This window comes from Pontibacillus litoralis JSM 072002 (genome assembly GCF_000775615.1).
GTDB lineage: Bacteria > Bacillota > Bacilli > Bacillales > BH030062 > Pontibacillus > Pontibacillus litoralis.
In genome coordinates this window covers 1-22,972 of sequence record NZ_AVPG01000008.1, presented here as the reverse complement: position 1 = coordinate 22,972, position 22,972 = coordinate 1, and the positions used below count along the sequence as shown (strand labels likewise).

Annotated in this window: 23 protein-coding genes and 1 riboswitch; of the genes, 16 read left to right on the top strand and 7 right to left on the bottom strand. The window is 39.8% G+C overall.

Annotated features, from left to right (window positions below):
- Positions 1-18: 18 nt before the first annotated feature.
- The 6 genes from N784_RS06985 (at position 19) to ribH (ending at position 5,738) form a co-directional block, all read left to right on the top strand.
- Positions 19-1,233 (top strand): argininosuccinate synthase, encoded by a 1,215-nt coding sequence (locus tag N784_RS06985; RefSeq protein WP_036833653.1) that lies wholly within the window; start codon positions 19-21, stop codon positions 1,231-1,233.
- Between the two features lie 392 nt (positions 1,234-1,625).
- Positions 1,626-1,865, top strand: coding sequence for a VanZ family protein (locus tag N784_RS06980; protein WP_052127179.1), 240 nt, complete (start codon positions 1,626-1,628; stop codon positions 1,863-1,865).
- Positions 1,866-1,967: 102 nt separating this feature from the next.
- A riboswitch (FMN riboswitch) is annotated at positions 1,968-2,115 on the top strand.
- Positions 2,116-2,288: 173 nt separating this feature from the next.
- On the top strand, positions 2,289-3,404 hold the full coding sequence (gene ribD, locus N784_RS06975; protein ID WP_036833651.1) for a bifunctional diaminohydroxyphosphoribosylaminopyrimidine deaminase/5-amino-6-(5-phosphoribosylamino)uracil reductase RibD: 1,116 nt from the start codon (positions 2,289-2,291) through the stop codon (positions 3,402-3,404).
- Positions 3,385-4,041 (top strand): riboflavin synthase, encoded by a 657-nt coding sequence (gene ribE / locus N784_RS06970; RefSeq protein WP_036833649.1) that lies wholly within the window; start codon positions 3,385-3,387, stop codon positions 4,039-4,041. The genes ribD and ribE overlap by 20 nt, the downstream gene beginning before the upstream one ends.
- 19 nt (positions 4,042-4,060) lie before the next feature.
- Positions 4,061-5,254, top strand: a complete 1,194-nt coding sequence (locus N784_RS06965; protein ID WP_036833647.1) for a bifunctional 3,4-dihydroxy-2-butanone-4-phosphate synthase/GTP cyclohydrolase II — start codon at positions 4,061-4,063, stop codon at positions 5,252-5,254.
- Between the two features lie 16 nt (positions 5,255-5,270).
- Positions 5,271-5,738, top strand: a complete 468-nt coding sequence (ribH, locus tag N784_RS06960) for a 6,7-dimethyl-8-ribityllumazine synthase (protein WP_036833644.1) — start codon at positions 5,271-5,273, stop codon at positions 5,736-5,738.
- Between the two features lie 35 nt (positions 5,739-5,773).
- Here the strand turns inward: ribH and N784_RS16250 are convergent, their stop codons facing one another.
- Complete coding sequence (locus N784_RS16250) at positions 5,774-5,902, bottom strand: YjcZ family sporulation protein (protein WP_084600168.1); 129 nt, start codon at positions 5,900-5,902, stop codon at positions 5,774-5,776.
- A gap of 85 nt (positions 5,903-5,987) precedes the next feature.
- A complete protein-coding gene (locus tag N784_RS06955; RefSeq protein ID WP_036833642.1) occupies positions 5,988-6,971 on the bottom strand; it encodes a YeiH family protein in 984 nt (327 codons plus the stop codon).
- Positions 6,972-7,072: 101 nt separating this feature from the next.
- Here N784_RS06955 and N784_RS06950 point away from each other — a divergent pair, with 101 nt between their 5' ends.
- From N784_RS06950 to N784_RS06940, 3 genes are all read left to right on the top strand, one after another.
- A complete protein-coding gene (locus tag N784_RS06950) occupies positions 7,073-7,963 on the top strand; it encodes a LysR family transcriptional regulator (RefSeq protein WP_036833640.1) in 891 nt (296 codons plus the stop codon).
- Positions 7,964-7,977: 14 nt separating this feature from the next.
- A complete protein-coding gene (locus N784_RS06945) occupies positions 7,978-9,408 on the top strand; it encodes a cryptochrome/photolyase family protein (protein WP_036833637.1) in 1,431 nt (476 codons plus the stop codon).
- A gap of 68 nt (positions 9,409-9,476) precedes the next feature.
- Positions 9,477-10,709 (top strand): aminopeptidase, encoded by a 1,233-nt coding sequence (locus N784_RS06940; protein WP_036833636.1) that lies wholly within the window; start codon positions 9,477-9,479, stop codon positions 10,707-10,709.
- Positions 10,710-10,755: 46 nt separating this feature from the next.
- Here N784_RS06940 and N784_RS06935 read toward each other — a convergent pair whose 3' ends face one another.
- The 3 genes from N784_RS06935 to ligD form a co-directional block, all read right to left on the bottom strand.
- The gene (locus N784_RS06935) at positions 10,756-11,073 is read right to left on the bottom strand and encodes a DMT family transporter (RefSeq protein WP_036833634.1); all 318 of its coding nucleotides are present in this window, start codon (positions 11,071-11,073) and stop codon (positions 10,756-10,758) included.
- Positions 11,073-11,423 carry a DMT family transporter gene (locus tag N784_RS06930; RefSeq protein WP_036833633.1) on the bottom strand — a complete coding sequence of 117 codons (351 nt, stop codon included), beginning with the start codon at positions 11,421-11,423 and terminating at the stop codon, positions 11,073-11,075. Before N784_RS06930 ends, N784_RS06935 begins: the two co-directional genes overlap by 1 nt.
- 498 nt (positions 11,424-11,921) lie before the next feature.
- Positions 11,922-13,733 (bottom strand): DNA ligase D, encoded by a 1,812-nt coding sequence (gene ligD / locus N784_RS06925; RefSeq protein WP_036833632.1) that lies wholly within the window; start codon positions 13,731-13,733, stop codon positions 11,922-11,924.
- 94 nt (positions 13,734-13,827) lie between these two features.
- Between ligD and ku the strand changes: the two genes are divergently transcribed.
- A complete protein-coding gene (gene ku, locus N784_RS06920; RefSeq protein WP_036833631.1) occupies positions 13,828-14,664 on the top strand; it encodes a non-homologous end joining protein Ku in 837 nt (278 codons plus the stop codon).
- A 155-nt stretch (positions 14,665-14,819) separates the two neighbouring features.
- On the opposite strand, the gene N784_RS06915 is transcribed toward ku, so the two are convergent.
- Positions 14,820-15,020 (bottom strand): cold-shock protein, encoded by a 201-nt coding sequence (locus tag N784_RS06915; protein ID WP_036833629.1) that lies wholly within the window; start codon positions 15,018-15,020, stop codon positions 14,820-14,822.
- 295 nt (positions 15,021-15,315) lie between these two features.
- Here N784_RS06915 and N784_RS06910 point away from each other — a divergent pair, with 295 nt between their 5' ends.
- Positions 15,316-16,311: an acyltransferase family protein gene (locus tag N784_RS06910; RefSeq protein WP_036833628.1), complete on the top strand. Its 996-nt coding sequence runs from the start codon at positions 15,316-15,318 to the stop codon at positions 16,309-16,311.
- Positions 16,312-16,356: 45 nt separating this feature from the next.
- Here N784_RS06910 and N784_RS06905 read toward each other — a convergent pair whose 3' ends face one another.
- On the bottom strand, positions 16,357-17,727 hold the full coding sequence (locus tag N784_RS06905; RefSeq protein ID WP_036833626.1) for a YjiH family protein: 1,371 nt from the start codon (positions 17,725-17,727) through the stop codon (positions 16,357-16,359).
- Between the two features lie 341 nt (positions 17,728-18,068).
- Here N784_RS06905 and N784_RS06900 point away from each other — a divergent pair, with 341 nt between their 5' ends.
- The 5 genes from N784_RS06900 to N784_RS06880 all read left to right on the top strand — a co-directional run bounded on the left by N784_RS06900 (position 18,069) and on the right by N784_RS06880 (position 22,891).
- Entirely contained in the window at positions 18,069-19,040 is a 972-nt protein-coding gene (locus N784_RS06900; RefSeq protein WP_036833624.1) for a YbgA family protein, read from the top strand.
- Positions 19,041-19,102: 62 nt separating this feature from the next.
- Positions 19,103-19,483, top strand: coding sequence for a hypothetical protein (locus N784_RS06895; RefSeq protein ID WP_036833623.1), 381 nt, complete (start codon positions 19,103-19,105; stop codon positions 19,481-19,483).
- A gap of 374 nt (positions 19,484-19,857) precedes the next feature.
- Positions 19,858-21,594, top strand: a complete 1,737-nt coding sequence (locus N784_RS06890; RefSeq protein WP_036833621.1) for a carbon starvation CstA family protein — start codon at positions 19,858-19,860, stop codon at positions 21,592-21,594.
- Between the two features lie 59 nt (positions 21,595-21,653).
- Positions 21,654-21,917, top strand: a complete 264-nt coding sequence (locus N784_RS06885; RefSeq protein WP_036833620.1) for a cory-CC-star protein — start codon at positions 21,654-21,656, stop codon at positions 21,915-21,917.
- Between the two features lie 17 nt (positions 21,918-21,934).
- The gene (locus N784_RS06880; RefSeq protein WP_036833617.1) at positions 21,935-22,891 is read left to right on the top strand and encodes an ArsA family ATPase; all 957 of its coding nucleotides are present in this window, start codon (positions 21,935-21,937) and stop codon (positions 22,889-22,891) included.
- Positions 22,892-22,972: the final 81 nt, after the last annotated feature.

Here is a 22,972-nt window from a genome sequence, read left to right as displayed (position 1 = left end):
GGAATAGGAGTGGAAAGTATGAGTAACGGTAAAATTGTATTAGCATATTCTGGTGGATTGGATACATCAATATGTATTAAGTGGTTAGAAGAAAAATATGGATATGAAGTCATTGCACTTGGTTTAGATGTTGGTGAAGGGAAAGACTTGCAAACCATTCACGATAAAGCGTTGCAAGTTGGTGCGGTGAAAGCACGTGTTATGAATGGAAAGGCAGAGCTAGCAGAAAACTATTTGTTACCAGCGTTAAAAGCGAACGCCCTTTATGAAGGCAAATATCCTTTATCTTCGGCGTTATCTCGCCCGCTCATATCGAAGCTATTAGTAGAAGTGGCTGAACAAGAAGGGGCGGTTGCTGTGGCACATGGATGTACTGGTAAAGGAAATGATCAAGTTCGATTCGAGCTGTCCATTCAAGCATTGAATCCAAACCTTAAAGTAATTGCTCCAGTACGTGAATGGGGGATGACACGTGATGAACAATTGCAATATGCAGAAGATAAAGGCATTCCTGTTCCCATTACGAAAGAAAACCCATTCTCCATTGATGCGAACATATGGGGACGTGCTTGTGAGGCAGGTGTATTAGAGGATACGTGGGCAGAAGCACCAGAAGTGGCATTTGCTTGGACGAATCCAATCGAACAAACACCAGATGAGCCAGAATATATCGAGATTGACTTTGAACAAGGTCGTCCCGTTGCATTAAACGGTGTACAGAAGGACTTAGTTGCACTTATTGAGCAATTAAATGAAATCGGTGGCAAGCACGGCGTCGGTCGTATCGATCACGTAGAAAATCGTCTTGTAGGCATTAAATCACGTGAAGTGTATGAAAACCCAGCCGCCCTAATGTTAATTAAAGCGCACCAAGAATTAGAATTTCTAACACATACGAGAGAAGTATCCCAGTTTAAAACGAAGATTGATCAGCAAATGGCGAAACTCATTTATGAGGGTTTATGGTTCTCCCCATTAAAATCAGCATTAGATGCATTTGTCGACGAAACCCAAAAAGTCGTGACAGGAACCATTCGCGTCAAACTGCACAAAGGCCATTATAGTGTCGTTGGACGTAAATCACCATACTCTTTATACAATGAAGAACTAGCAACATATTTGAAAGGGGATATGTTTGACCACCAAGCAGCAGAAGGCTTCATAAAGCTATGGGGACTACCGACAAAAGTATATTCCGAAATGCATACGAAACATAAAGTACATCAAGATTAATTAAGAATACAACGCCATTCTTTAGGAGTAATTCAAAAAGAATGGCGTTTTTGTATGCTTGTTGTTTCGGGTATGCTTAAAGTAGAATTAAGATAGCCGTAAATGAAATTCAGCACCATTAATGAAAGCCACTTGTATAGATCTTCTAGTTATTATCAACCTAAAGCGTATGCGAGTTATATCGTATGTGCTTTTTTATGTTATAAAGGAAATAGAAGAGTTTTTCTAGATAAATAGGTTGTGGGAGGGGAATGCAATGTCACATCGACTAGCTATTTCAGGAAGCACCATTTTGTCAGATGAAGCAAAGCTAGAGCAACTGTTACGGAAGGATATAGACCATCAGTATGAATATGGATGTACCGATTAAAAATCTTGGTGGTAATTTTATTATGTTTCTGCCTATGGGCATTTATTTGCCATACTTCTTTAGCAGACTAAATAAGATAAGTATGTTTTCTATTTCAATGGTGATGGTGTTATTTGTTATTGAAGTAATGCAATTAGTTATGAGAAGAGGAAGTTTCGATATTGATGATTTCATTCTTAATATGTGTGGTGCTTTAATCGGATTTGCAATGTGGAAAACAAAAACCGTACAAAAAATGAATTTGAAATTTTTGGTAAAGTGAATAAATGTCATACATAAATACAAATCTTCTTGGATCATCAAAACATTTCCATTGCGAGTTAAACGTATTTCCTCTATTATAAACATTAAGACAACAGCATACTGTGTCCTTCGGGGTGTGGGTGAAAGTCCCAACCGGCGGTGATGTAAGTTCTAGCTTACTAGCCCGCGACCTGCAAAGAGCATTCTTTGTGGCTGATTTGGTGAGAAACCAAAGCCGACGGTGAAAGTCCGGATGGGAGAAGGATTAGGAGTAGAGTAGATGGTGATAGATAGTTTTATAATCTATCCGAAAAAATTCTGGACGTATGTCTATTTTTTTCTTGAAAACTCGCTTACAAGACCCTGGGGAAAGTGTATCTTCCTCGGGGTCTTTTTAATGGTTGGTGAGTTATTTAACATGTAAAGGAAAGGAGGTAGAAAGATGGATCAAGATGCAATGTATATGCAATTAGCGCTACAAATGGCGAAAGCAACAGCTGGGCAAACGTCACCGAATCCTTGTGTTGGTGCCGTTGTGGTTAAAGGTGGGCAAGTGCTTGGGATGGGGGCGCATTTACAAGCAGGAGACGCGCACGCAGAAGTGCATGCGTTACAAATGGCAGGTAGTGAATCCCGCGATGCAACGATTTATGTCACGTTAGAGCCGTGCAGTCACTATGGTAAGACGCCGCCTTGTGCGGATGCTATTGTCAAAGCAGGAGTAAAGCGGGCGGTCATCAGTGCGTTAGACCCGAATCCGCAAGTATCCGGTCTTGGTGTGGAGCGGTTACGTGATGCCGGCATCGAAGTGGAGATTGGGATTGGAATGCAACAAGCCGATCAGCTGAACGAGATGTTCTACCACTGGGTTGTGACGAAAACACCATACGTAACGATGAAAGCAGCTATGTCGCTAGATGGAAAAATTGCCACCTCTACCGGTGAAAGTAAATGGATTACAAGTCCAGAAGCCCGTGAAGATGCTCATCATTATCGTCATACTCATGATGGAATAGTGGTTGGTGTGAATACGGTTATACAAGACCAGCCTAGCTTAACAACAAGGCTCCCCAATGGAGGGAGAAATCCAGTCCGAATTGTTCTTGATACACACTTACGAACTCCCATAGAAACACCTCTCATTCAACACCCCGATGCTCCGACGTGGATTATTACAGGAAGTCACGTCGAGCAAAATAAAATTAATCTTTTCCATACCTATGACCACGTACAAATCATTCCGTTACGTGCATCAACGATTACCATTAATAAGGTGCTATCCCTACTAGGTGAAAAAGGGATTACATCTTTGTTCGTAGAAGGAGGCGCGCAAATAAACGATGCCTTTTTACAAGCTGGTTGTGTAAACCAAGTTATTCAATATATTGCGCCGAAGCTCATTGGCGGGAAGAAAGCAAAAACACCAATAGAAGGTAAAGGATTTCAACATTTATGTGATGCATTCCACTTACAAATTGCGGAGCTTTCTCAAATAGGATCAGATATAAAGATTGTTGCCAAACGAGGAGGAAAACTAGATGTTCACAGGCATTGTTGAAGAAATAGGGACGTTAAAGCGTATAAATGTAGGCGCGCAATCGCTCGAATTAGTAATTAGCGCTCGTAAAATAGTAGAGGATATACAATTAGGCGATAGCATTTCGATAAATGGTGTTTGTTTAACGGTTACGTCCTTTTCTAGCCAGGAGGCACATTTTGATGTAATGCCAGAGACGTATCATGCTAGCAATTTACATGAATTAAAGCAAGGCGATCAAGTCAATTTGGAACGAGCGATGCAAGCGGGCGGTCGTTTTGGTGGGCATATCGTGTCTGGTCATGTAGATGGCGTTGGGGTCATTACAAGTAAACAACAAACAGAGAATGCTGTTTACTATGAGATTGAATTAGATGCTGAGTTAATGGATTACTTTGTTTATAAAGGTTCTGTTGCGGTAGATGGCACGAGTTTAACTGTATTTGGGGTGAATGACCAGTCGATTACCATCTCGCTTATTCCGCATACCTTACAATATTCGATTGTCGGAGGGAAGCTAGTAGGTGATCGGGTCAACATCGAGGTAGATATGATGGGGAAATACGTTGTGCAAACGATAAGTAACCAAATGAAGTCTCCAATGAAAAAACAGCAGACAATTACGGCATCTTTTTTAGAAGAGAATGGCTTTAAATAACGATAATGGAGGGATAACGATGTTCCATACGATAGAAGAAGCGTTAGACGATTTAAAAAAAGGAAGAGTCATTATTGTGTGTGATGATGAAGACCGGGAAAATGAAGGCGACTTAGTAGCACTTGCGGAACATACAACCCCTGAAGTGATTAACTTTATGATTACGCAAGGAAAAGGGCTCGTATGTGCACCAATTTCTCAAGAGATTGCTGATCGTTTGGAATTAATGCCGATGGTGGAGCGCAACACAGACCCTCATGGTACAGCGTTTACGGTAAGTATTGATCATGCTAGCTCAACGACAGGTATATCGGCTGCGGAACGTGCGACAACTGTGCGGGAGCTATTAAATTCTAATGCTGAGCCGAGCGATTTTAAACGACCTGGGCATATTTTTCCGTTAGTTGCTAAGGAAGGTGGAGTGTTGCGAAGAGCGGGACATACGGAAGCGGCTGTTGACCTTGCATTATTAGCCGGTTCTAAGCCTGCTGGCGTTATATGTGAAATGATTAAAGAGGATGGCACAATGGCCCGGGTACCTGATTTGCAAGTACTAGCGGAACAATTTGATCTGAAAATGATTACAATTCAAGATTTAATTCAATATCGCAATCGGGAAGATAAGCTCGTACAACAAGAAGTTGCCATCAAATTGCCAACAGAATATGGGGATTTTAAAGCTTATGGATATTCGAATGTCGTGGATGGGAAAGAGCATGTCGCACTTGTGAAAGGGGACATTGACCATGAGGAACCAACGTTAGTGCGTGTACATTCGGAATGTTTAACAGGAGATGTGTTTGGCTCGTTTCGTTGTGATTGTGGTCCGCAACTTCATTCTGCCTTAAGGCAAATAGAAGCGAACGGTTCTGGTGTTCTTTTATACATGCGTCAAGAAGGGCGTGGCATTGGGTTATTGAACAAAATGCACGCATATAAATTGCAAGAGGAAGGGCTGGATACGGTAGAAGCGAATGAGAAATTAGGTTTTTTACCTGATTTAAGAGATTACGGAATCGGGGCGCAAATATTAAAGGATTTAGGTATAACAAAATTAAAGCTATTAACGAACAATCCACGTAAAATAACCGGATTGAATGGATATGGGTTACAAGTCGTAGACCGAATTCCTATTCAAATAAAAAGTCGAAAAGAAAATGAACGCTATTTAAAAGCGAAACAAAGCAAACTTGGTCATTTATTACATTTTTAATAAGGGAGAGATTGACATGGCAAACGTATTCGAAGGCCATTTAGTTGGCACAGGGTTAAAAGTAGGGATAGTGGTTGGACGTTTTAATGAGTTTATTACGAATAAATTGTATGAGGGAGCAGTCGACGCGTTCAAACGTCATGGCGTTGATATAGAGGATGTGGATGTTGCGTATGTTCCTGGAGCGTTTGAAATTCCGATGATTGCAAAACGCATGGCGGATACGAAACAGTATGATGCCGTAATTACGTTAGGAGCAGTAATTCGTGGATCTACTCCTCACTTTGATTACGTATGTGGAGAAGCGGCGAAAGGGGTAGCACAAGCATCGATGCAAACAGGAGTACCGGTTATATTTGGTGTCATTACAACAGATACGATTGAACAGGCCATTGAACGTGCCGGTACGAAAGCAGGAAATAAAGGTTGGGAAGCAGCAACAGCAGCAATTGAAATGGCAAACTTAACAAAGCGTTTTTCCTAAATAAAAAAAGCGCAGGATTGGTCCTGCGCTTTTTATTAGCAACAATAACCGCCGCCATAGCCGCCACCGTATCCTCCACCGTAGAAAGCTCCTGCTCCGATGATAATGAGTAGGATGAATAATACTACGACTAAAGCGAAACCGCCGCCGTAATTACCAGACATAGTCTTCACTCCTTTTATACATAATGTATCTTTCTGTTCTACTATATGCGTTTAGCAGAATTGTGGGAGGGCGAATGTCTCGTATTTATAACATCCATAACGTTACGATGGATAGCATAACAGACGTAAGTAGCATTGCTAGAAGAGGGCGAGTCGTTTTTGAACCTATCTTATTCATATCCACATTTAAACCTAATCCACTCATGGCCATTGCGAGTAAGAATGTCGTCAAGAAAGAAATGGCATCGAGTGCTTGCTGGGGCACATCAACTCTTTTGCCCAATACGTAACTACCTATAAAACTCATCACAATAAACCCTAATAAAAACCAAGGAAATTCCACGTGCGCTTTTTCTTCTGCATTTCCGTTTTTGCGTCGCATCCACGCAACAAGAATGAAGCAAAGTGGGATCAGTAATAAGACGCGGGTAAGCTTTGCAAGTAAGGCCATACCGAGTGCTTCTTCGCCTGCAGGTGCTGCTGCTAATGCCACGTGTGCAATTTCATGTAGACTTAATCCAGACCAATATCCATACGTCACTGAATCAATGGGCAAGACGGGCAGGAGAATGGTGTAGCCAATACCAAATATAGTCCCTACAAGAGCAATGATGCCAACGCTTAATGCGGTGTCTTCCTCGTTTGCTTTCAAGATTGGTGAAACAGCAGCAATAGCAGCTGCACCGCATACTCCTGTTCCAACAGCGAGTAACATCGACATAGTCCAATTCGCCTTCCACCATTTCGCAAATAGCATCGTAAGCGAAACGGCAAAAAGAATCGTAAAGGCACTTCTTGCAAGTAACCCTAATCCTTCTTGAAAGACGACATCTAAAGGTAATTTTAATCCGAATAGAATAATGGCAACTCTTAATAATTTTTTTGAAGCGAATTGAATTCCTTCTTGCATATGCACAGGGAAGCCGAATAATTGCCTATATACAACAGCGATAATAATAGCTACTGCCAAAGGACCGATGTGGCGTAAAACGGGTAATTGTGCCAACAAAATGCCGAGAAAAGCAATTAAACATGTAAATAGAATACCACCCAAAAGATTTTTATTCATTTTCTCACCTCTTTATGTTTATCGTAATGGGAGAAAGGATATAAGTGAAATAAATCATTATAATAGAAATGATAAGTATTTACTTATGAATGGGGGAGAATATGAACCAAGCTTACCGGGTATATGTTTATGTAGTGGAATTGGGAGGATTCTCTAAAGCGGCAAATGCGCTATATATGACGCAGCCGGCAGTGAGTCAATATATTAAAGCATTGGAAAATGAGATAGGAACGTCTTTATTAGATCGTGGTCATAAACATATCACCATGACGAAAGCTGGCAAAATTGTATATGAACATGCTAAAGAAATATTGCATCATCATGAAACAATGCATCATCTCATCCATGATTTGTACAACGAACCAAAAGGAGAGATTGCAATCGGAGCCAGCTATACGTTTGGCGAGTACGTGTTGCCGAATGTGATGGCTAGATTACGCAACCAGTATCCTCTCATACAGCCGACTATTCACATTAGCAATACGCTTGAGATTGCTAAACAAGTCGATCAACTTCATTTGGATATAGGAATTGTAGAAGGGGAAGTAGAGGCTAATGGCATACAAGTGGAACATTTAGCGAAAGACGTTATGTATATCGTTGCTGCGAAACATCATCCACTTGCCGATTTAGAACGAATAGATTCTATAGCATTAGAAGATGCTACATGGATTACGAGGGAAGTAGGGTCTGGTACACGTGAAGCAACGGATAAACTATTTGAACAGTTGAACATCCATCCTGCTAATCGTATGGAATTTGGCAGTACTCAAGTGATTAAGGAATCCGTAGAAGCAGGGTTAGGCCTTTCCTTATTATCCAAATGGGCGATTCGCAAAGAACTAGAATGGGGACTATTGATGACTCTTCCAGTAGAGCAAGGATTTGTTGAGCGATCATTTTCGATTTTACTACGGAAGAAATTACAACAAACCCGTTCGACCATGGCGTTGAAACAATTGTTACAAGAGTATGTGTTAGAAGAAGTTTGAGAAAGGAGTATAGCATGGAAGAAGTTGTTGCAGTTTGGTTGAGGCGTGATTTACGCTTGCAAGATCATACCGCATTGTATTATGCGATGAAAGATGCAGAGCAGTACAATCGTAAGTTAATCCTTATTTTTCATCTCCATCCAGCTTTAAATGAAACGTTTACCATCCGTCATGATTATTTCTTTCAAACCGTGCAGCATTTTAGAAATGAGGCAGAGCAATATGGTGTCCCTCTTCATTTTATTCAAGGGGAAGCAGAAGAGGCGTTCTGCGAGCTAATGGATATCGTGCCACACCTTAGAGCGATTTATTTCAATAAGGATGAAGTCGGTTTTGGCAGAAAACGAGATGAAGCCATGACAGAGTGGTTTGCAAAAAAAGGGATTCATGTACATGCCTTTATGGATGCTCATCTTCATGGAGCTGAAGAAGTAAAGAAACGAGATGGTACATTGTATCAAGTGTTTACACCGTATTATAAAAAGTGGAGGGCATTAGCGAAGCCGGACCTTTACCGAATTAATAAAAAGAAATTACCTGCATTGGGCATAAATATTCGAGATCAATTAACCGATGGAGAGGCGCTCTTTCAATCTATTCTTAGTAAATGTACAAGGAACTGGCAGCATATTGGGGGAAAATCTGCACTACACCGATTGGCATTCTTTTTACATAATCGGATGAAATATTACGATGAAAAAAGAGATTTTCCAGCCGAAAGAGGGACAAGTATGATTTCTCCTTACTTAAAGTGCGGCGTGTTGTCACCAAGAACGGTGTATCACAAACTGGTAGAAATCCAGCACGAACAAGGAGAATCTAAAGGGATGGAAACCTATTTAACGGAGATTGCATGGCGTGATTTCTATAATATGATTTATTACGCGCATCCTACGTTTAAGGATGAAGAAGTGCAATCGAAGTATCGAGGAATAGAGTGGGAGGAAGATGAAGCCCTTTTTGACAAGTGGAAAGCAGGAGAAACAGGCTTCCCACTTGTCGATGCCGCGATGAAACAACTCGAGGAGCTAGGCTGGATGCATAATCGCCTGCGTATGGTTGTGGCGTCGTTTTTAACGAAGGATTATATAATCGATTGGCGTAAAGGGGAGCGTTACTTTGAAGAGATGTTAATTGATTATGATGCGGCATCGAATATCGGAGGGTGGCAGTGGGCCGCTTCCACAGGTACAGATGCAGTGCCATATTTCCGCGTATTCAATCCGACCAGACAATCAGAGCGGTTTGACCCAGAAGGAATATTCATTAAACGCTATATCCCAGCATTAAAGCATGTTCCTAACAAATATATTCACGAACCATCGAAAATGTCGGAACGAGAACAGTATCAATATGGCTGTATCATTGGCAAGGACTATCCAGCGCCAACCGTTGATCATAGCACGATGCGAAAGCGGGCAATTGAATTGTTTGAGAAGCAATGAAAAGGTAGTTATTTCTGTTAAAGTATGCAATAATGATAAAGTATTCTGACTATTCAGGGGGTTATAGCATGAAACAACAATTAGAGAAGTACGCAGATTTAGCGTTACATACTGGCGTTCATCTTCAACAAGATCAAGCACTTGTAATTAATGCGCCAATCGAGAGTGCAGAGTTCGTTCGCATCGTTGCCAAGAAAGCATATGAACGGGGAGCAAAGGATGTCCATGTTCGTTGGTCAGATGAGGATTTAACTTTCCTAAAAATGAACCACGCACCAATGGCAGTGTTAGAGCATGTCGCACCGTGGCAAGTAGACGAAGTAATGAGCTATGCAAAGGATGGCGCGGCGATTCTGACTATTTATGCACCGAATCCGGATTTACTGAAAGATGTTGACCCTGAGCGAATTGCTGCGGCAAACAAAGCAAGTGGTCAAGCTTTGAAAGAATACCGGGAATATATTATGAATGATAAAGTAGCTTGGTCCATTGTGTCGGTACCAACAGAGAAATGGGCAGAGAAAATTTTTCCTGATGCCAACACTGCCGATGCGATGGATAAGCTTTGGGAGCAAATCTTTCGCATTACTCGTGTTGACCAAGACGATCCGATTAAAGCTTGGGAAGAACATAATGCAACGCTTCGCAGGGCACGTGCTTATTTGAATAAGCAACAATACAAGCAGCTCGTATATAAAGCAGAGGGGACCAACCTTACCATCGATCTTGTAGATAGCCATATTTGGCTTGGTGGCGATACGAAAACGAAGCAAGGTGTTCCATTTAATCCGAACATGCCGACAGAAGAAGTGTTCACGATGCCACATAAAGATGGGGTCAATGGCAAGGTAACAAGTACGAAGCCATTAAACTATGCGGGAAACTTAATTGATAACTTTACCTTAACGTTTGAAAAAGGAAAAGTAGTTGATTTCTCAGCAGAACAAGGGGAAGAAACGTTAAAGCTTTTACTGGATACGGATGAAGGAGCAAGACATTTAGGAGAAATCGCACTCGTTCCTCATCAATCACCAATTTCCCAATCTGGGCTCATTTTCTATAATACGTTGTTTGATGAAAATGCATCTTGTCATTTAGCGTTAGGTGGAGCATACCCTACCAATATACAAGGTGGCTCAGACATGGATGAACAACAAAAGGCAGCCAATGGAGTCAATGACAGCATGGTTCATGAGGATTTCATGATTGGTTCTCAAGACATGGACATTGATGGAGTGCGAGCTGATGGAACGATAGAACCTATTTTCCGTAACGGTAACTGGGCCATTACATTTGAATAATAGTAAAAAGGGACAGTCGTAGAGGCTGTCCTTTTTACTGCATCTCCTAAGCGGAAGTGATTTTTAAACCAACGATGCCAATCACGATACAGGACATGAAAAGTAGTCGAATCCACTGTTTCGATTCCTTGAACAAAATCATACCAACCAAGACGCTCCCTAATGTCCCAATTCCAGTCCATATGCCATATGCCGTCCCGATTGGCAATGTCTCAAGCGCGATGGATAGTAAGTAGAAACTAATAGAGGCGGCAATTAGCATGAAAAACGTATACCATTTGTTGCGAAAGCTGTTCGAAAGCTTTAAAAGTGTTACGCCGGTTACTTCAGCGACTCCGGCGATGACTAAGAGTATCCAATCCATTAATGTGCCACCTCTTCTGTATTTTCTACAGTGGAATCATTAGAAAACTTAAGTCCTACAATTCCTATAATCAATAAGGTTAAAAAGAGTAATTTTGTTAGGCTCATTTGTGCAGGCTCCATTATAAATTCGATTCCCACAGCACCAATGGTTCCGATTCCAGTAAACACTGCATATGCCGTTCCTAATGGCAAGTACTCCATTGATTTGGCAATTAAGTAGAAGCTAATAATAATCCCGACAATCGTGATGGCACTAGGGATAGGTTGAGTGAACCCCTCTGATAGCTTCATCGTGAACACCCAAATGATTTCAACTAGCCCTGCTAACAATACATACGTCCAAGCCATTACTGTCCCTCCTTCTGGAATCATTTCGAGAGTATAAAATATTTTGTGTAAATGAAAAAATCCATATAAAAAGGAAGGACCTTTTCTTGGTAGAAGTAAGTCACCACAACTAATACCAGAAAAGAGGTCTTCCTATGAATTAGTTTACTATAGAAATCGTCGAATCACTATTAAAACACAAGCCATTACAGAGGTATTTCGCTTGCATCTTGAACCGGCGATAAATACGGCTTCATTGACTGTTCATTCATAATGATACGATACAGTCGCTCCTTTGTGTTTTTTATAGCAGTAACGAGTTTATTCGTATCTTGTTCAAACGTTTGATCAATAACTGCTCAGAAAACGGCCTCTTTATGGTTGAAGAGAGAGGAGATGGGGCTTGGTGATTGCCAACTTTAGTTGCAGTTCAGCAAATGTTATCCCTTTCGTAATCTTGTTTTCCTATTACTCCTAACTACCTAATGTTCGGTAGTTAGATAGTATGACATCGAAGTTTCAATCGGAAGAACATCTCTCTATAATGGATTGGATGGCTTCTGTATGTTGATTTGCTCTTGCTTGCTCGAGTGTTGCAAGCGGGCAGCCGTATTTCTTAACCCTCGCTAGGAGATTGTTTATCGTGAAATCAGTAGGAGATAAATCTTCTGTTATCTCATGCCAATATAAAGGCGTCGCCACTGTTGCTTCCTTTGTCGCTCTTGGTGAGTAAGGGGCAATCAACGTTTTTCCTTCTCCATGTTGCACATAGTCGATATATAAGCGATTTCCACGTTTTTTCTTTAATCGTTCTATTGTAAAATGCTCAGGATGTTGCTGAACAAGCACTTGAGCAATGGTAGCGGTGAAGATTCGCGTTTCCCTATAGGTGAAGGAGCCTTTCGTAATTGGGATGTGTACTTGTAATCCTTTGTTTCCAGATGTTTTAACGAAGCTTTGTATGTGCAGCTCGTCAAATAGTTGTTTTAATAATTGAGCTGCGAACACTGCTAAAGAAAATGCATTGCGATTCGGTGGATCAAGATCAAATACAATTTCATTTGGTAAAGGTTGATCCAATTGTTCAAAAGGGATATGGTATTCAATCGCGGCTTGGTTTCCGAGCCATATTAAAGTTTCGAGGTTATCGCATGCCATAAACGTTTCCTCATTTATTTGAATCGAAGTAACGTATGGAGGAGCATAATGTGGTATATGCTTTTGAAAAAATGATTCCTTTTCAATTCCATTAGGAAAACGAATAATGGTTAATTGCTTATGTTGAAGGTGTGGTAGCATATACGGTGCGATTTCTCGTAAGTAGAGAAGTAAATCTCTTTTCTGGAAGGCAGGAATTTTCCACAGCTTTTTGTCCGGGTTGGAGATATCCACATGTGGAAAAAGGGCCAATAACCAATTATTTTGCTCTTTTGTGCACGCTTCTGGGGATAAGTCAAAGCGAAAATCACCAAAAAACGGCTCCCTTAGTTCATTATTTTTGGCTTGTAAGCAGTTTATCTCAACGCAAACGCTCGGCTTCATTTTATACACATGTTGTGTGGATATCCCATGTTGATAAAAAAAGTTTTTCAACGTTTGATGCTGCTCTGGGGATAACCCATGTTTAAAGGATCCTAACACCTCAATCGTATCTCCGTTGTACAGGCCAACCGTGTAATAATCATTATCAGAATTGTATGTCGAAAGAAAACCATTAACGGTGCGCCAGTTTTTGATTTTAAGCCATTGTTTAGAGCGGATTCCTTTATCATACTGGCTATGTATTCTTTTGGCAACCACCCCTTCACCTAAATGAGTAAAGACGTTTTTCCATAGATGATGCCAATCTTGTTCATAAGGGACTTGTTGAATAAATGTTGCATGTGTGAGGGTGTGTATGATCTGGTCTAGCAATGCTTTTCGCTCGATTAACGGAAGTTGCACCACATCTTGTCCTTTATAATGAATGATATCAAAGCACATAAGCGTCGCAGGTCGCTCAACAGATAACTTGTGGATAGCTGTTTTATTTCTCAAGCGATTTCGTTGTTGAATGAGGGAGAAGTTAGCTTGAAACGGAGTATTTAAAATGGTTAATTCGGCATCTATCCACAATGGTAAGTAATTAGATAAAGTTTCTGTCAGTTGTTTGCATTGCTGAATAATTTCTGGGAACTGTTTATTCAGCTTGTTTTCGTTTCTACTCCATATATCCACAGCTTCTTTCGTCCAATGAAGAAGCGCGCGAAAGCCATCGTATTTTACTTCATATATCCACTCTTCACCATTTGGCGCTTGATCTACTAGGGTAGGTAACATCGGTTTGTGCATGTGTATCACACCCCTTGTTCATGATTTTTAAACAGAATGTATTATAATTTATGCCGCTTTTACAGAAGCTATCCACAAAAAAGGAATGATCACCATGCATACGATGTGGAAAGGTACTATTAGCTTTGGGCTTGTCAACATTCCCGTTAAACTCCATGCCGCAACGGAGAACAAAGATATTAAATTACGTCAGCTTCATGCCGAATGTCAATCACCTATTCAATATGAAAAAATATGTCCAGTGTGTGAGCGGGAAGTGAACAATGATGAAATAGTAAAAGCGTATGAATATGCCAAAAATAAGTTTGTCACTTTAGATGAAGAAGAATTAGAGAAGTTGAAGAAAGAACAAACGGATAAAGCAGTTGAAATTATGGATTTTGTCCAATTAAACGAGATTGACCCGATCTACTTTGAGAAAAGCTACTACATTTCCCCTAATGAAGGGGGGTATAAGGCATACGCCCTATTACGTAAAACATTACAAGAAACAGAGAGAATCGGCGTTTGTAAAATAATAATTCGCTCCAAAGAACAATTAGCCGTCTTGCGTGTGTACGAAAATGCGCTCGTTATGGAAACGATACACTATCCAGATGAAGTTCGAAATGTAGAAGAAGTGCCGAATATTCCAACAGATGAAACGCTAGGAGAAAAAGAAATGAAAACAGCTAAAACACTAGTCGAACAACTATCAACGTCATTTGAACCAGAGCAATACAAAGATGAATATCGGGAAACGTTATTGAATTTAATTGAAGAAAAGAAAGGAGACGACACAACAACCGTTCAAGCAAAGCCAACGCCAGATAACGTTACAGACTTAATGGATGCACTAGAACGATCATTAGAAAAGACGAAAAAGAACAAAGGAACAACCCGCAAGAAAAAGGCAACACCGAAAAGGAAGAAGAAAACGGCAACAGGGTGAAAGAAGGATGGAAAGAAATCATTCTTCATGAGGATATAGTCCATCAGAGGTTAAAATCTAGGGAAAATGGCAGTCGTATAAAGCATTATCAAAGGTTGCATGAACATAGAAAAAGCTCCTCTCAGTTTGAGAAGAGCTTTTATTTAGTGCTGTTATTAGCTTTTAGTAACGTTAGCAGCTTGTGGTCCACGGTTACCTTCAACGATTTCGAAAGAAACAGCTTGACCTTCTTCTAAAGTTTTGAAACCTTCTTCTTGAATTGCAGAGAAGTGAACGAATACATCGTCTTGACCTTCAACTTCGATAAATCCAAAACCTTTTTCTGCGTTAAACCATTTTACTGTACCTTGATTCATTTTAATTCCTCCAAAGTGCTCTAGCACAATATATTTCTATTCTTGCTCTGCATATTCATTCAAGAAATTAATCTTTCATTTATGATCCGAACAAAAATAACTTGATTACATCATAGCACGTTCATTTTAGAAAAGCAAATATGTTTTTATAATCTTTACAATAACATAATAAATAGTTGAAGTGGTTAGAAGGTGCGCAACCATTTTACAAAATCTTTACATGAATGTAACATACCTTTTAAAATTCCTATTTATTTCGAATACGTATAGGGAGAATATGAAAGGGTGTTCCTATATGAATCGAGAAGCGTATTTTGATAATGCAAGATGGGGGCTCATTTTTTTAGTTGTATTTGGTCACGTCATTCAACCGTATATAGATCAAGAGCCGTTTTTAAATGTCATCTATTTTTGGATATACACGTTTCATATGCCTGCTTTTATTTTTATGGCTGGATACTTTGCGAAAGGAACCTTATCGAAAGGCTATGTCATTTATTTAATGAAGAAACTATTAGTGCCTTATGCGGTGTTTCAAATCGTATATACGTTTTATTATTTGTTAATCGGGAAAGAGGATTGGTTACACTCTCCGTTTGAACCGCATTGGTCACTTTGGTTTTTAATTAGTTTATTTTGCTGGCATTTATTATTGTATTGGTATAAATCATTACCGAAGCATTTAGCGTTGCTTATTGCCCTTCAAATTGGTTTGTTAGTCGGTTATATGGATGAGATTGGACACTTGTTTAGTTTGTCTCGAACGTTTGTCTTTTTTCCATTTTTTTTATTAGGTTATTGGTTTAATGACAACCATTTATCCTTTTTACGTCAACGTGCCAGTCGTGCTGTTGCGCTAGTAGTTATGGTTAGTATGGCGGTAGGAATAGCAGTTGCACCTCCTTTTTCGATTGATTGGTTTTTGTCTTCTAAATCATATGCTGTAATGGGAGCTTCAGAGTGGGGAGGAATGTTTCGCTTAGTGGTTTATAGTATTAGTACAGTGATGATGTTAAGTGTGCTCGCATGGGTACCAGCTAGAGCGTACAGTTGGAGTAAGTATGGGCAAAGGACGTTATATGTGTATTTAATGCACGGTTTTTTCGTGCAATGGTTTCGAGAGTATAACGTTTTTCATGTCGATAGCGTATTAGATATCATTCTCCTGTTTATTATTTCTGGTTTGATTACGTGGTTATTAGCAAGTTGGAAAATGATACAATTAAGTCAGCCTTTAATTGAAATGTATAAGTATATACCAAGCGATAAGCAAAGAGCATATTATTCATAATGAAAATGCCGAAGCACCTTTTTAAGTAGGTACTCCGGCATTTTTTTAGAACAATAAGTGTGCAACTAACGTAATGACAGGTAACGTAATTAGCGTTCTTTCTAAGAATATAATAAATAACTCTTTTATGTTAACTGGGATCTTAGAACCTAATAATAGCCCACCAACTTCAGACATGTAAATTAATTGTGTAACGGAAAGAGCAGCAATAATAAATCGTGTCATTTCACTTTCAATAGAACTTCCAATCACAGCAGGTAAGAACATATCAGCAAACCCAACGAGCATCGTTTCAGAAGCTGCAGCTGCTTCAGGAATTTGCATCAGTTCCAATAAAGGAATAAATGGCATCCCTAACCACGTGAAAATAGGTGTATATTCGGCAATGATAACCGCAATGGTACCAAAGGCCATTACAATTGGAGCTACTCCCATCCACATGTCTAGTACATTTTGCGCCCCTTGTTTAAAAAAGTTCAGAATACTTGTTTGGCTTTGTCCTTGTTTCACTGCTTGATGATATCCCCACGTTACAACGTTGTATCCTTTTGGAATCTGTGGCGTTTGATCTTTATTCGTCCCTGTAATGTATACATCCTCTTTACGGGAAAGCGGTGGTATACGTGGGGTGATAATAGCGGCAATGAATCCAGCTAATAGAACAGTACCATAGAAGGCTGGGAACATATGCCCTAGACCAACTTCTTGAATAATGACAAGGGAGAAGGTGATGGAAACAATGGAGAACGTCGTCCCAATAATGGCAGCCTCTTTCTTCGTATACGCTCCTTGTTCATATTGTTTACTCGTTAATAACACGCCAATTGTTCCATCGCCTAACCAAGAAGCCAGCGCATCAATGGAAGAACGTCCAGGTAGTTTAAAGAGCGGGCGCATGACAATCGTCATAATGGATCCAAAGAAATCTAATAAACCAAAGTTTAATAACAAAGGTAAAAATAAACCAGCAAAGAAGAAAACAGCGAATAAAGTGTGTAACAAATCGCCTAATAAAAGGTTACCTGTAGCATCAGAATATACAAACTCAGGACCTAATTCAAAAAGTGTCATAATGGCTAAAATAGCACCAACGACACGCACAATCGTCCAAAATGGTGAAACGTCAAATAATTTTTGGAAAAAAGGAGTTTGCGCTAGACGATGTCCGCCTATTACTTTCACAACAACGGTCAAAATTGCAGTAACGGTTATAATGACCATCATAATAGTAGATAGATGATTTTCTAATAGAGCTTTTAGTTGATCAGCGAAAAAAGCAATCGGAATAGTGCGGGATGTTTCCCCGTTTTCTGTTATCGTAATTGGAATCATAAATAGGAAGATACCTAATAATGACGGTAAGATAAATTTTAAATGATCTGTCCATTTAAAGGATGTTTGTTTGGAATGTTCCATGGCTGCTGCCTCCTAATTCATTAATACGTATTATGCAATATAATTCATTTTAATACATATACAGCGAAAAAGCTAATAAAAATTGATGTTTTTGAATATATATTCATATAAGTGTAGACTTGTTGAGCTTTTATTGGCGTTATATTGGGAGGAATTCGATAAATGATACGGTAAAACTATTTGATACATTGCATAACGATGTATATTTATGAAATCAAATGTATATCTGTTGGGGGAAGATACATAAAATGAATTTCAGAAGAACAAAATAAGTAATTGAACAGAGGGCAAAATGGGTAAGTACTATAATGACAAGTTTGAACAACAATAAGGGTGTGAAGATGATGCAGTTTGCAAAGCCAAAAGTGGTCGTAAGCAAATGTTTAGAATTTGAAAATGTAAGATACAATGGGGAAGTGATACCAGATAAAGTAGTTGAGCGATTAGCTCCTTTTGTTCATTTTATTCCTGTCTGTCCGGAAGTGGAAATTGGCTTAGGGGTGCCGAGGGATATTATCCGAATTGTGCAATATGGGGAGGAACAACGCCTTATGCAACCATCCACAGAGAAAGACTTAACAGAAGAGATGATTCATTTCTCAAAACAATTTATAGGTGCACTGCCAGAAGTGGATGGATTTTTATTGAAAAATCGCTCCCCGACGTGTGGACCGCAAGACGTAAAAGTGTATCCGAAAATAGAAAAATCTCCAGTAATCGGTAAAACGAAAGGTGTGTTTGCGCAAGAAGTATATGACCATTTTCCAGGACTTGCTATTGAAGAAGAAGGAAGGTTGAAGAATTTCAAAATTCGAGAACATTACTTCACGAAATTATTCACTTTAGCAGCCTTCCGTGAAGTCAAACAACAACCATCTATGCAGAAACTAGTCGAATTCCACGCTGTTAATAAATATTTATTCATGTCCTATAATCAGACGACGTTGAAAGAAATGGGGAGAATTATCGCAAACCATGATCAACTTAACCTAAGTGAAGTGTTATCCAAATATGAAGAGCGTTTACATTGGATGCTTAGACGGTTGCCTAGTCGCAGATCGAATGTGAACGTATGCCAGCACATCGTAGGCTATTTCAAAAAAGAGTTATCCAAAGCGGAGAAAGAATACTTTGAAGCCGAGTTAAAGAAATATTACGATGAGAAACTCCCTTTAAGTGCTATACTCAATATATTAAAAACATGGGTAGTACGTTTTCAAAATGAGTATTTAATGAAGCAAAGATATTTTCAACCTTATCCAGAGGAACTTATCGAAATAAGTGATTCCGGAAAGGGACGAGCTTATGCTTAACTTCAGTTTTGTTATGAAACGAATTGCGCCTTGCATCGTAGTATAGTGAGGTGGTGTTAGTGTTGTTAAATAAGTTGAAATATGTACTCGGTGGATTGTTTCTCATTATGATTGTTGCAGAATGGTTTATGAATATTGATTGGCTGACTGCTATTTGTAGTTTCTTACTTCTACTTATAACATTGCGGGAAAGGCGACCTTACTTTGAGCCCCTTACGTTACGGGAGAAAATAGCATCTCTGATTCTTTTTATTTCTATGATTGTTTTAATAGTAGGAAGTATGTATGTAAGTAATGCTTTATTGGATCGATGGATTCCATTTCCTTGGTTGAACTACATAAGTAGTGTTATAGGTATTATCATTATTGTGCTGTGTGGTAGCTTATTATTCAATAAACTAATGGTTCTTGTTACTAAAGGGAAATTAAACTTAGAGGAATAGTGATAAGATGTAGTGAACTCCCCCCCACTTAGCTAACGCTTGGGGGCTTTTTGAGTAGAATAGAAAAAAAGTTTACATGATACACTTTTCTCCTATTCCCTCATATTGTTAGGGTATCCAGGTGCGGATATATTAAGCTCTGATCATGGTGTAATTTCCCCTAGTACATAGGAGGAAACCGAGCATTGCAAGATTACAAAAAGTTGCAGAGCTCATGCTAAATGAAATATTTCGAGAGTCATAAAACTAACGCCTTATTTAAATTTTAAATTTTTAGATAAATCAGTTAATTGCGTTGTACTCTACCAAATGCTGTTGTATAATACATGGTAATCATTCAATATTTTACAAAGCATTTAAGGGGGAGGGGTTAGATGAGCGGTATTTGGTTAGCGGTTATTGGTGGCATCGTGTTGTTTCTTGGATATCGGTATTATTCGAAATTCATTGCAGAAAAGATTTATCGTTTGGATCCAAATTATGTTACACCTGCGCACAAGTATAAAGATGGTGTTGACTTTGTGCCGACGAACAAATTCGTTCTATGGGGACATCATTTCACTTCAGTTGCTGGGGCGGCACCGATTGTAGGTCCTGCTATTGCTGTATATTGGGGCTGGTTGCCCGCAGTTTTATGGGTGTTACTAGGTACGGTGTTCGCAGCAGGTGTACATGATTTTGGGACGTTAGTGTTGTCCGTTCGAAATAAAGGGCAATCGGTAGGGACGTTAGCACACAAGTTAATAGGTCAGCGGGCCAAAATATTGTTTTTATTTATTATTTTGATATTAGTTTTGATGGTTAATGCCGTGTTTGCTTGGGTAATAGCTAATTTATTCATTTCTTTTCCAGCTAGTGTGTTGTCTGTCTTCATCCAAATTCCGCTAGCCATTTGGATAGGATCTCGTGTATACCGGAAAAAAGGCGGGATGCTCGTTCCTTCACTCGTTGCGCTTGCAGTAATGTATGCGGCAGCTATCGTAGCTAGTTATGTACCCGCGTTGCAAATCGATTTAGTGAGCTATTTTGGTGGAGAAGGTGCGACTACGTTATTCGGTTTAAATGCGACGTCTATGTCCTTTCTCGTATGGATTGTTATTCTGATGATATACGTCTACATTGCTTCTACGTTACCAGTATGGAAATTGTTACAACCTCGTGATTACATTAATTCGCATCAATTAATTGTTGGATTAGGTATGTTGTACTTAGGTTTATTGTTTACGAATCCTGACATCACAGCTCCGGTTACGAACGGAACAGCTGATACTTCATGGTTCCCGTTATTATTTATTACGATAGCATGCGGAGCGATTTCTGGATTTCATGGGCTTGTTTCTTCTGGAACGTCCTCTAAACAGCTCGATAAAGAAACAGATGCGCGCTTCGTTGGCTATTTAGGTTCAGTAGGAGAAGGTGCATTGGCGCTAATTGCAATTATTGCCGTTATTACGTTTTTCCCGTCTGCAGAGCAGTTCTCCGCAACGTATAGTAGTTTTGCTGCAGCAAGTGGGTCAGGATTAACGGTGTTCATTCAAGGGGCAGGAGGACTTGCAGCTGGGTTAGGTATTCCAACAGTTGTAGCGTCCACTATTGTGTCTGTGATTGTCGTCAGTTTTGCGGCAACAACGCTCGATTCTTCCGTTCGTTTGATGCGCTACATTATTGCGGAGCTAGGTGCTGAATACAATGTAACCCCACTAACGAAGATGCACGTTGCGACTACTGTGGCTGTTGTGTCTAGCGCGGCATTGACATTAATACCTCAAGGGCCTAAAGGATTTGGATCTGGCGGATACTTATTGTGGCCGTTATTCGGAACAGCGAATCAACTGCTAGCAGGTATCAGTTTGTTGCTCATATCCATTTGGTTGAAAAATCTTGACCGAAATTATATGCCTACCATCATACCAATGGCCTTTCTCATGTTTATGACGATGTGGGCGATGATTTCTCAAGTGTTTACCGACTGGGCTCCGTGGGCTGAAGGAAGCGATTGGCTGTTGTTTAGTTTAGGTGCAGTTATTCTAGTGTTTGCTTTATGGATTACGATAACAGCCATTTCCGTTATTTCTGCTAAAGATCCTCAATCGTTTGATCGGAGTGTTTAACTATTCAGAGAGTCGCACATTTGTGTGGCTTTCTTTCTTTATCGTAAGGAGGAGATGGAATGGAGCACAAATGTGCATGGAAACGTTTCGTTCAACTATATGATGACGTGTTAAGTTTAACGCATAAACAAGAAGTAGCAAGAGAGTTAAGGGATGAAGAGGATTTATTTTTCCTTCTTATTTATAGTGATATGTTAGGTATTCCGAATCCGGCTTTTTATTACACGTTGGAGCTGTATCCATACATAATGGAGAAATTTCATGATTGGCATCTGCGTATGGGAATGGAAAAATCGCCATTAGAAGGGATTCGGTGTTGTTAAAGGAGGGGGAGAGTAGTATGATTAATCGTTTTCAACATCACTCATTTATCTTTGTTGGTGGAAAAGGAGGAGTGGGAAAATCAACATCGGCGGCAGCGTTATCGTTAGCATTGGCTGAGCAAGGATATCGAACATTGATCGTTTCGACGGACCCTGCTCATAATTTGGGGGATATTTTTCACGTATCGCTTCATGGGGAAGAAACGAAACTAGCTGATCGGCTTTGGGGATTAGAGGTTGATTCAGCTTTAGAATCCAAAAGGTATATACAAGGAGTAAAAGAGAATTTACAAGGGATGGTAAAGTCGAAAATGATAGAAGAAGTTCATCGACAAATTGATTTGGCAAGTGCATCACCAGGGGCAGATGAGGCGGCATTGTTTGATCGACTAACCGCTATTATGCTAGAGCAATCCAATCATTACGACAAAATCGTTTTTGATACAGCACCTACTGGCCATACAATCCGGCTTTTAAGTTTACCAGAATGGATGGGAGTTTGGATGGATGGGATGTTAGAGCGAAGAAAGAAGACAAACGATAATTATTCGCGTTTCTTACATGACGGTGATCCAGTGGAAGATCCAATCTATAACATGTTGCAAGCGCGAAAAGAGAAGTTTGCAAACGTTCGCCATAAAATGTTAGATCAACAGCAAACGGCTTTTGTGTTTGTGTTAAATCCCGAACGGTTACCGATATTAGAAACGAAACAAGCGGTTCATCAATTGGATAAACATCATTTACGTGTAGAAACGTTAATTGTCAACAAGGTGCTACCTGATGATGCGGATGGTGTTTTTTTGTCGAAACGAAGGAAACAAGAAGAAATGTATGTAAAGGAGATCAAAGAGACTTTTGTTAATCAATCCATTGTTCCCGTTCCATTATTAGAAGAAGATATATCGGATATGGAGAGGCTGATGGAGTTTGCCGCATATATCCGGGGAGCCCGGCACATGCACGGTGTGTAAAGATGATCTCAAATTAAGCCAACCTATTCACTCTCGAAAGGGTTGGCTTTAGATGTGCGCCCTGCATGGGCGAAAACTTGG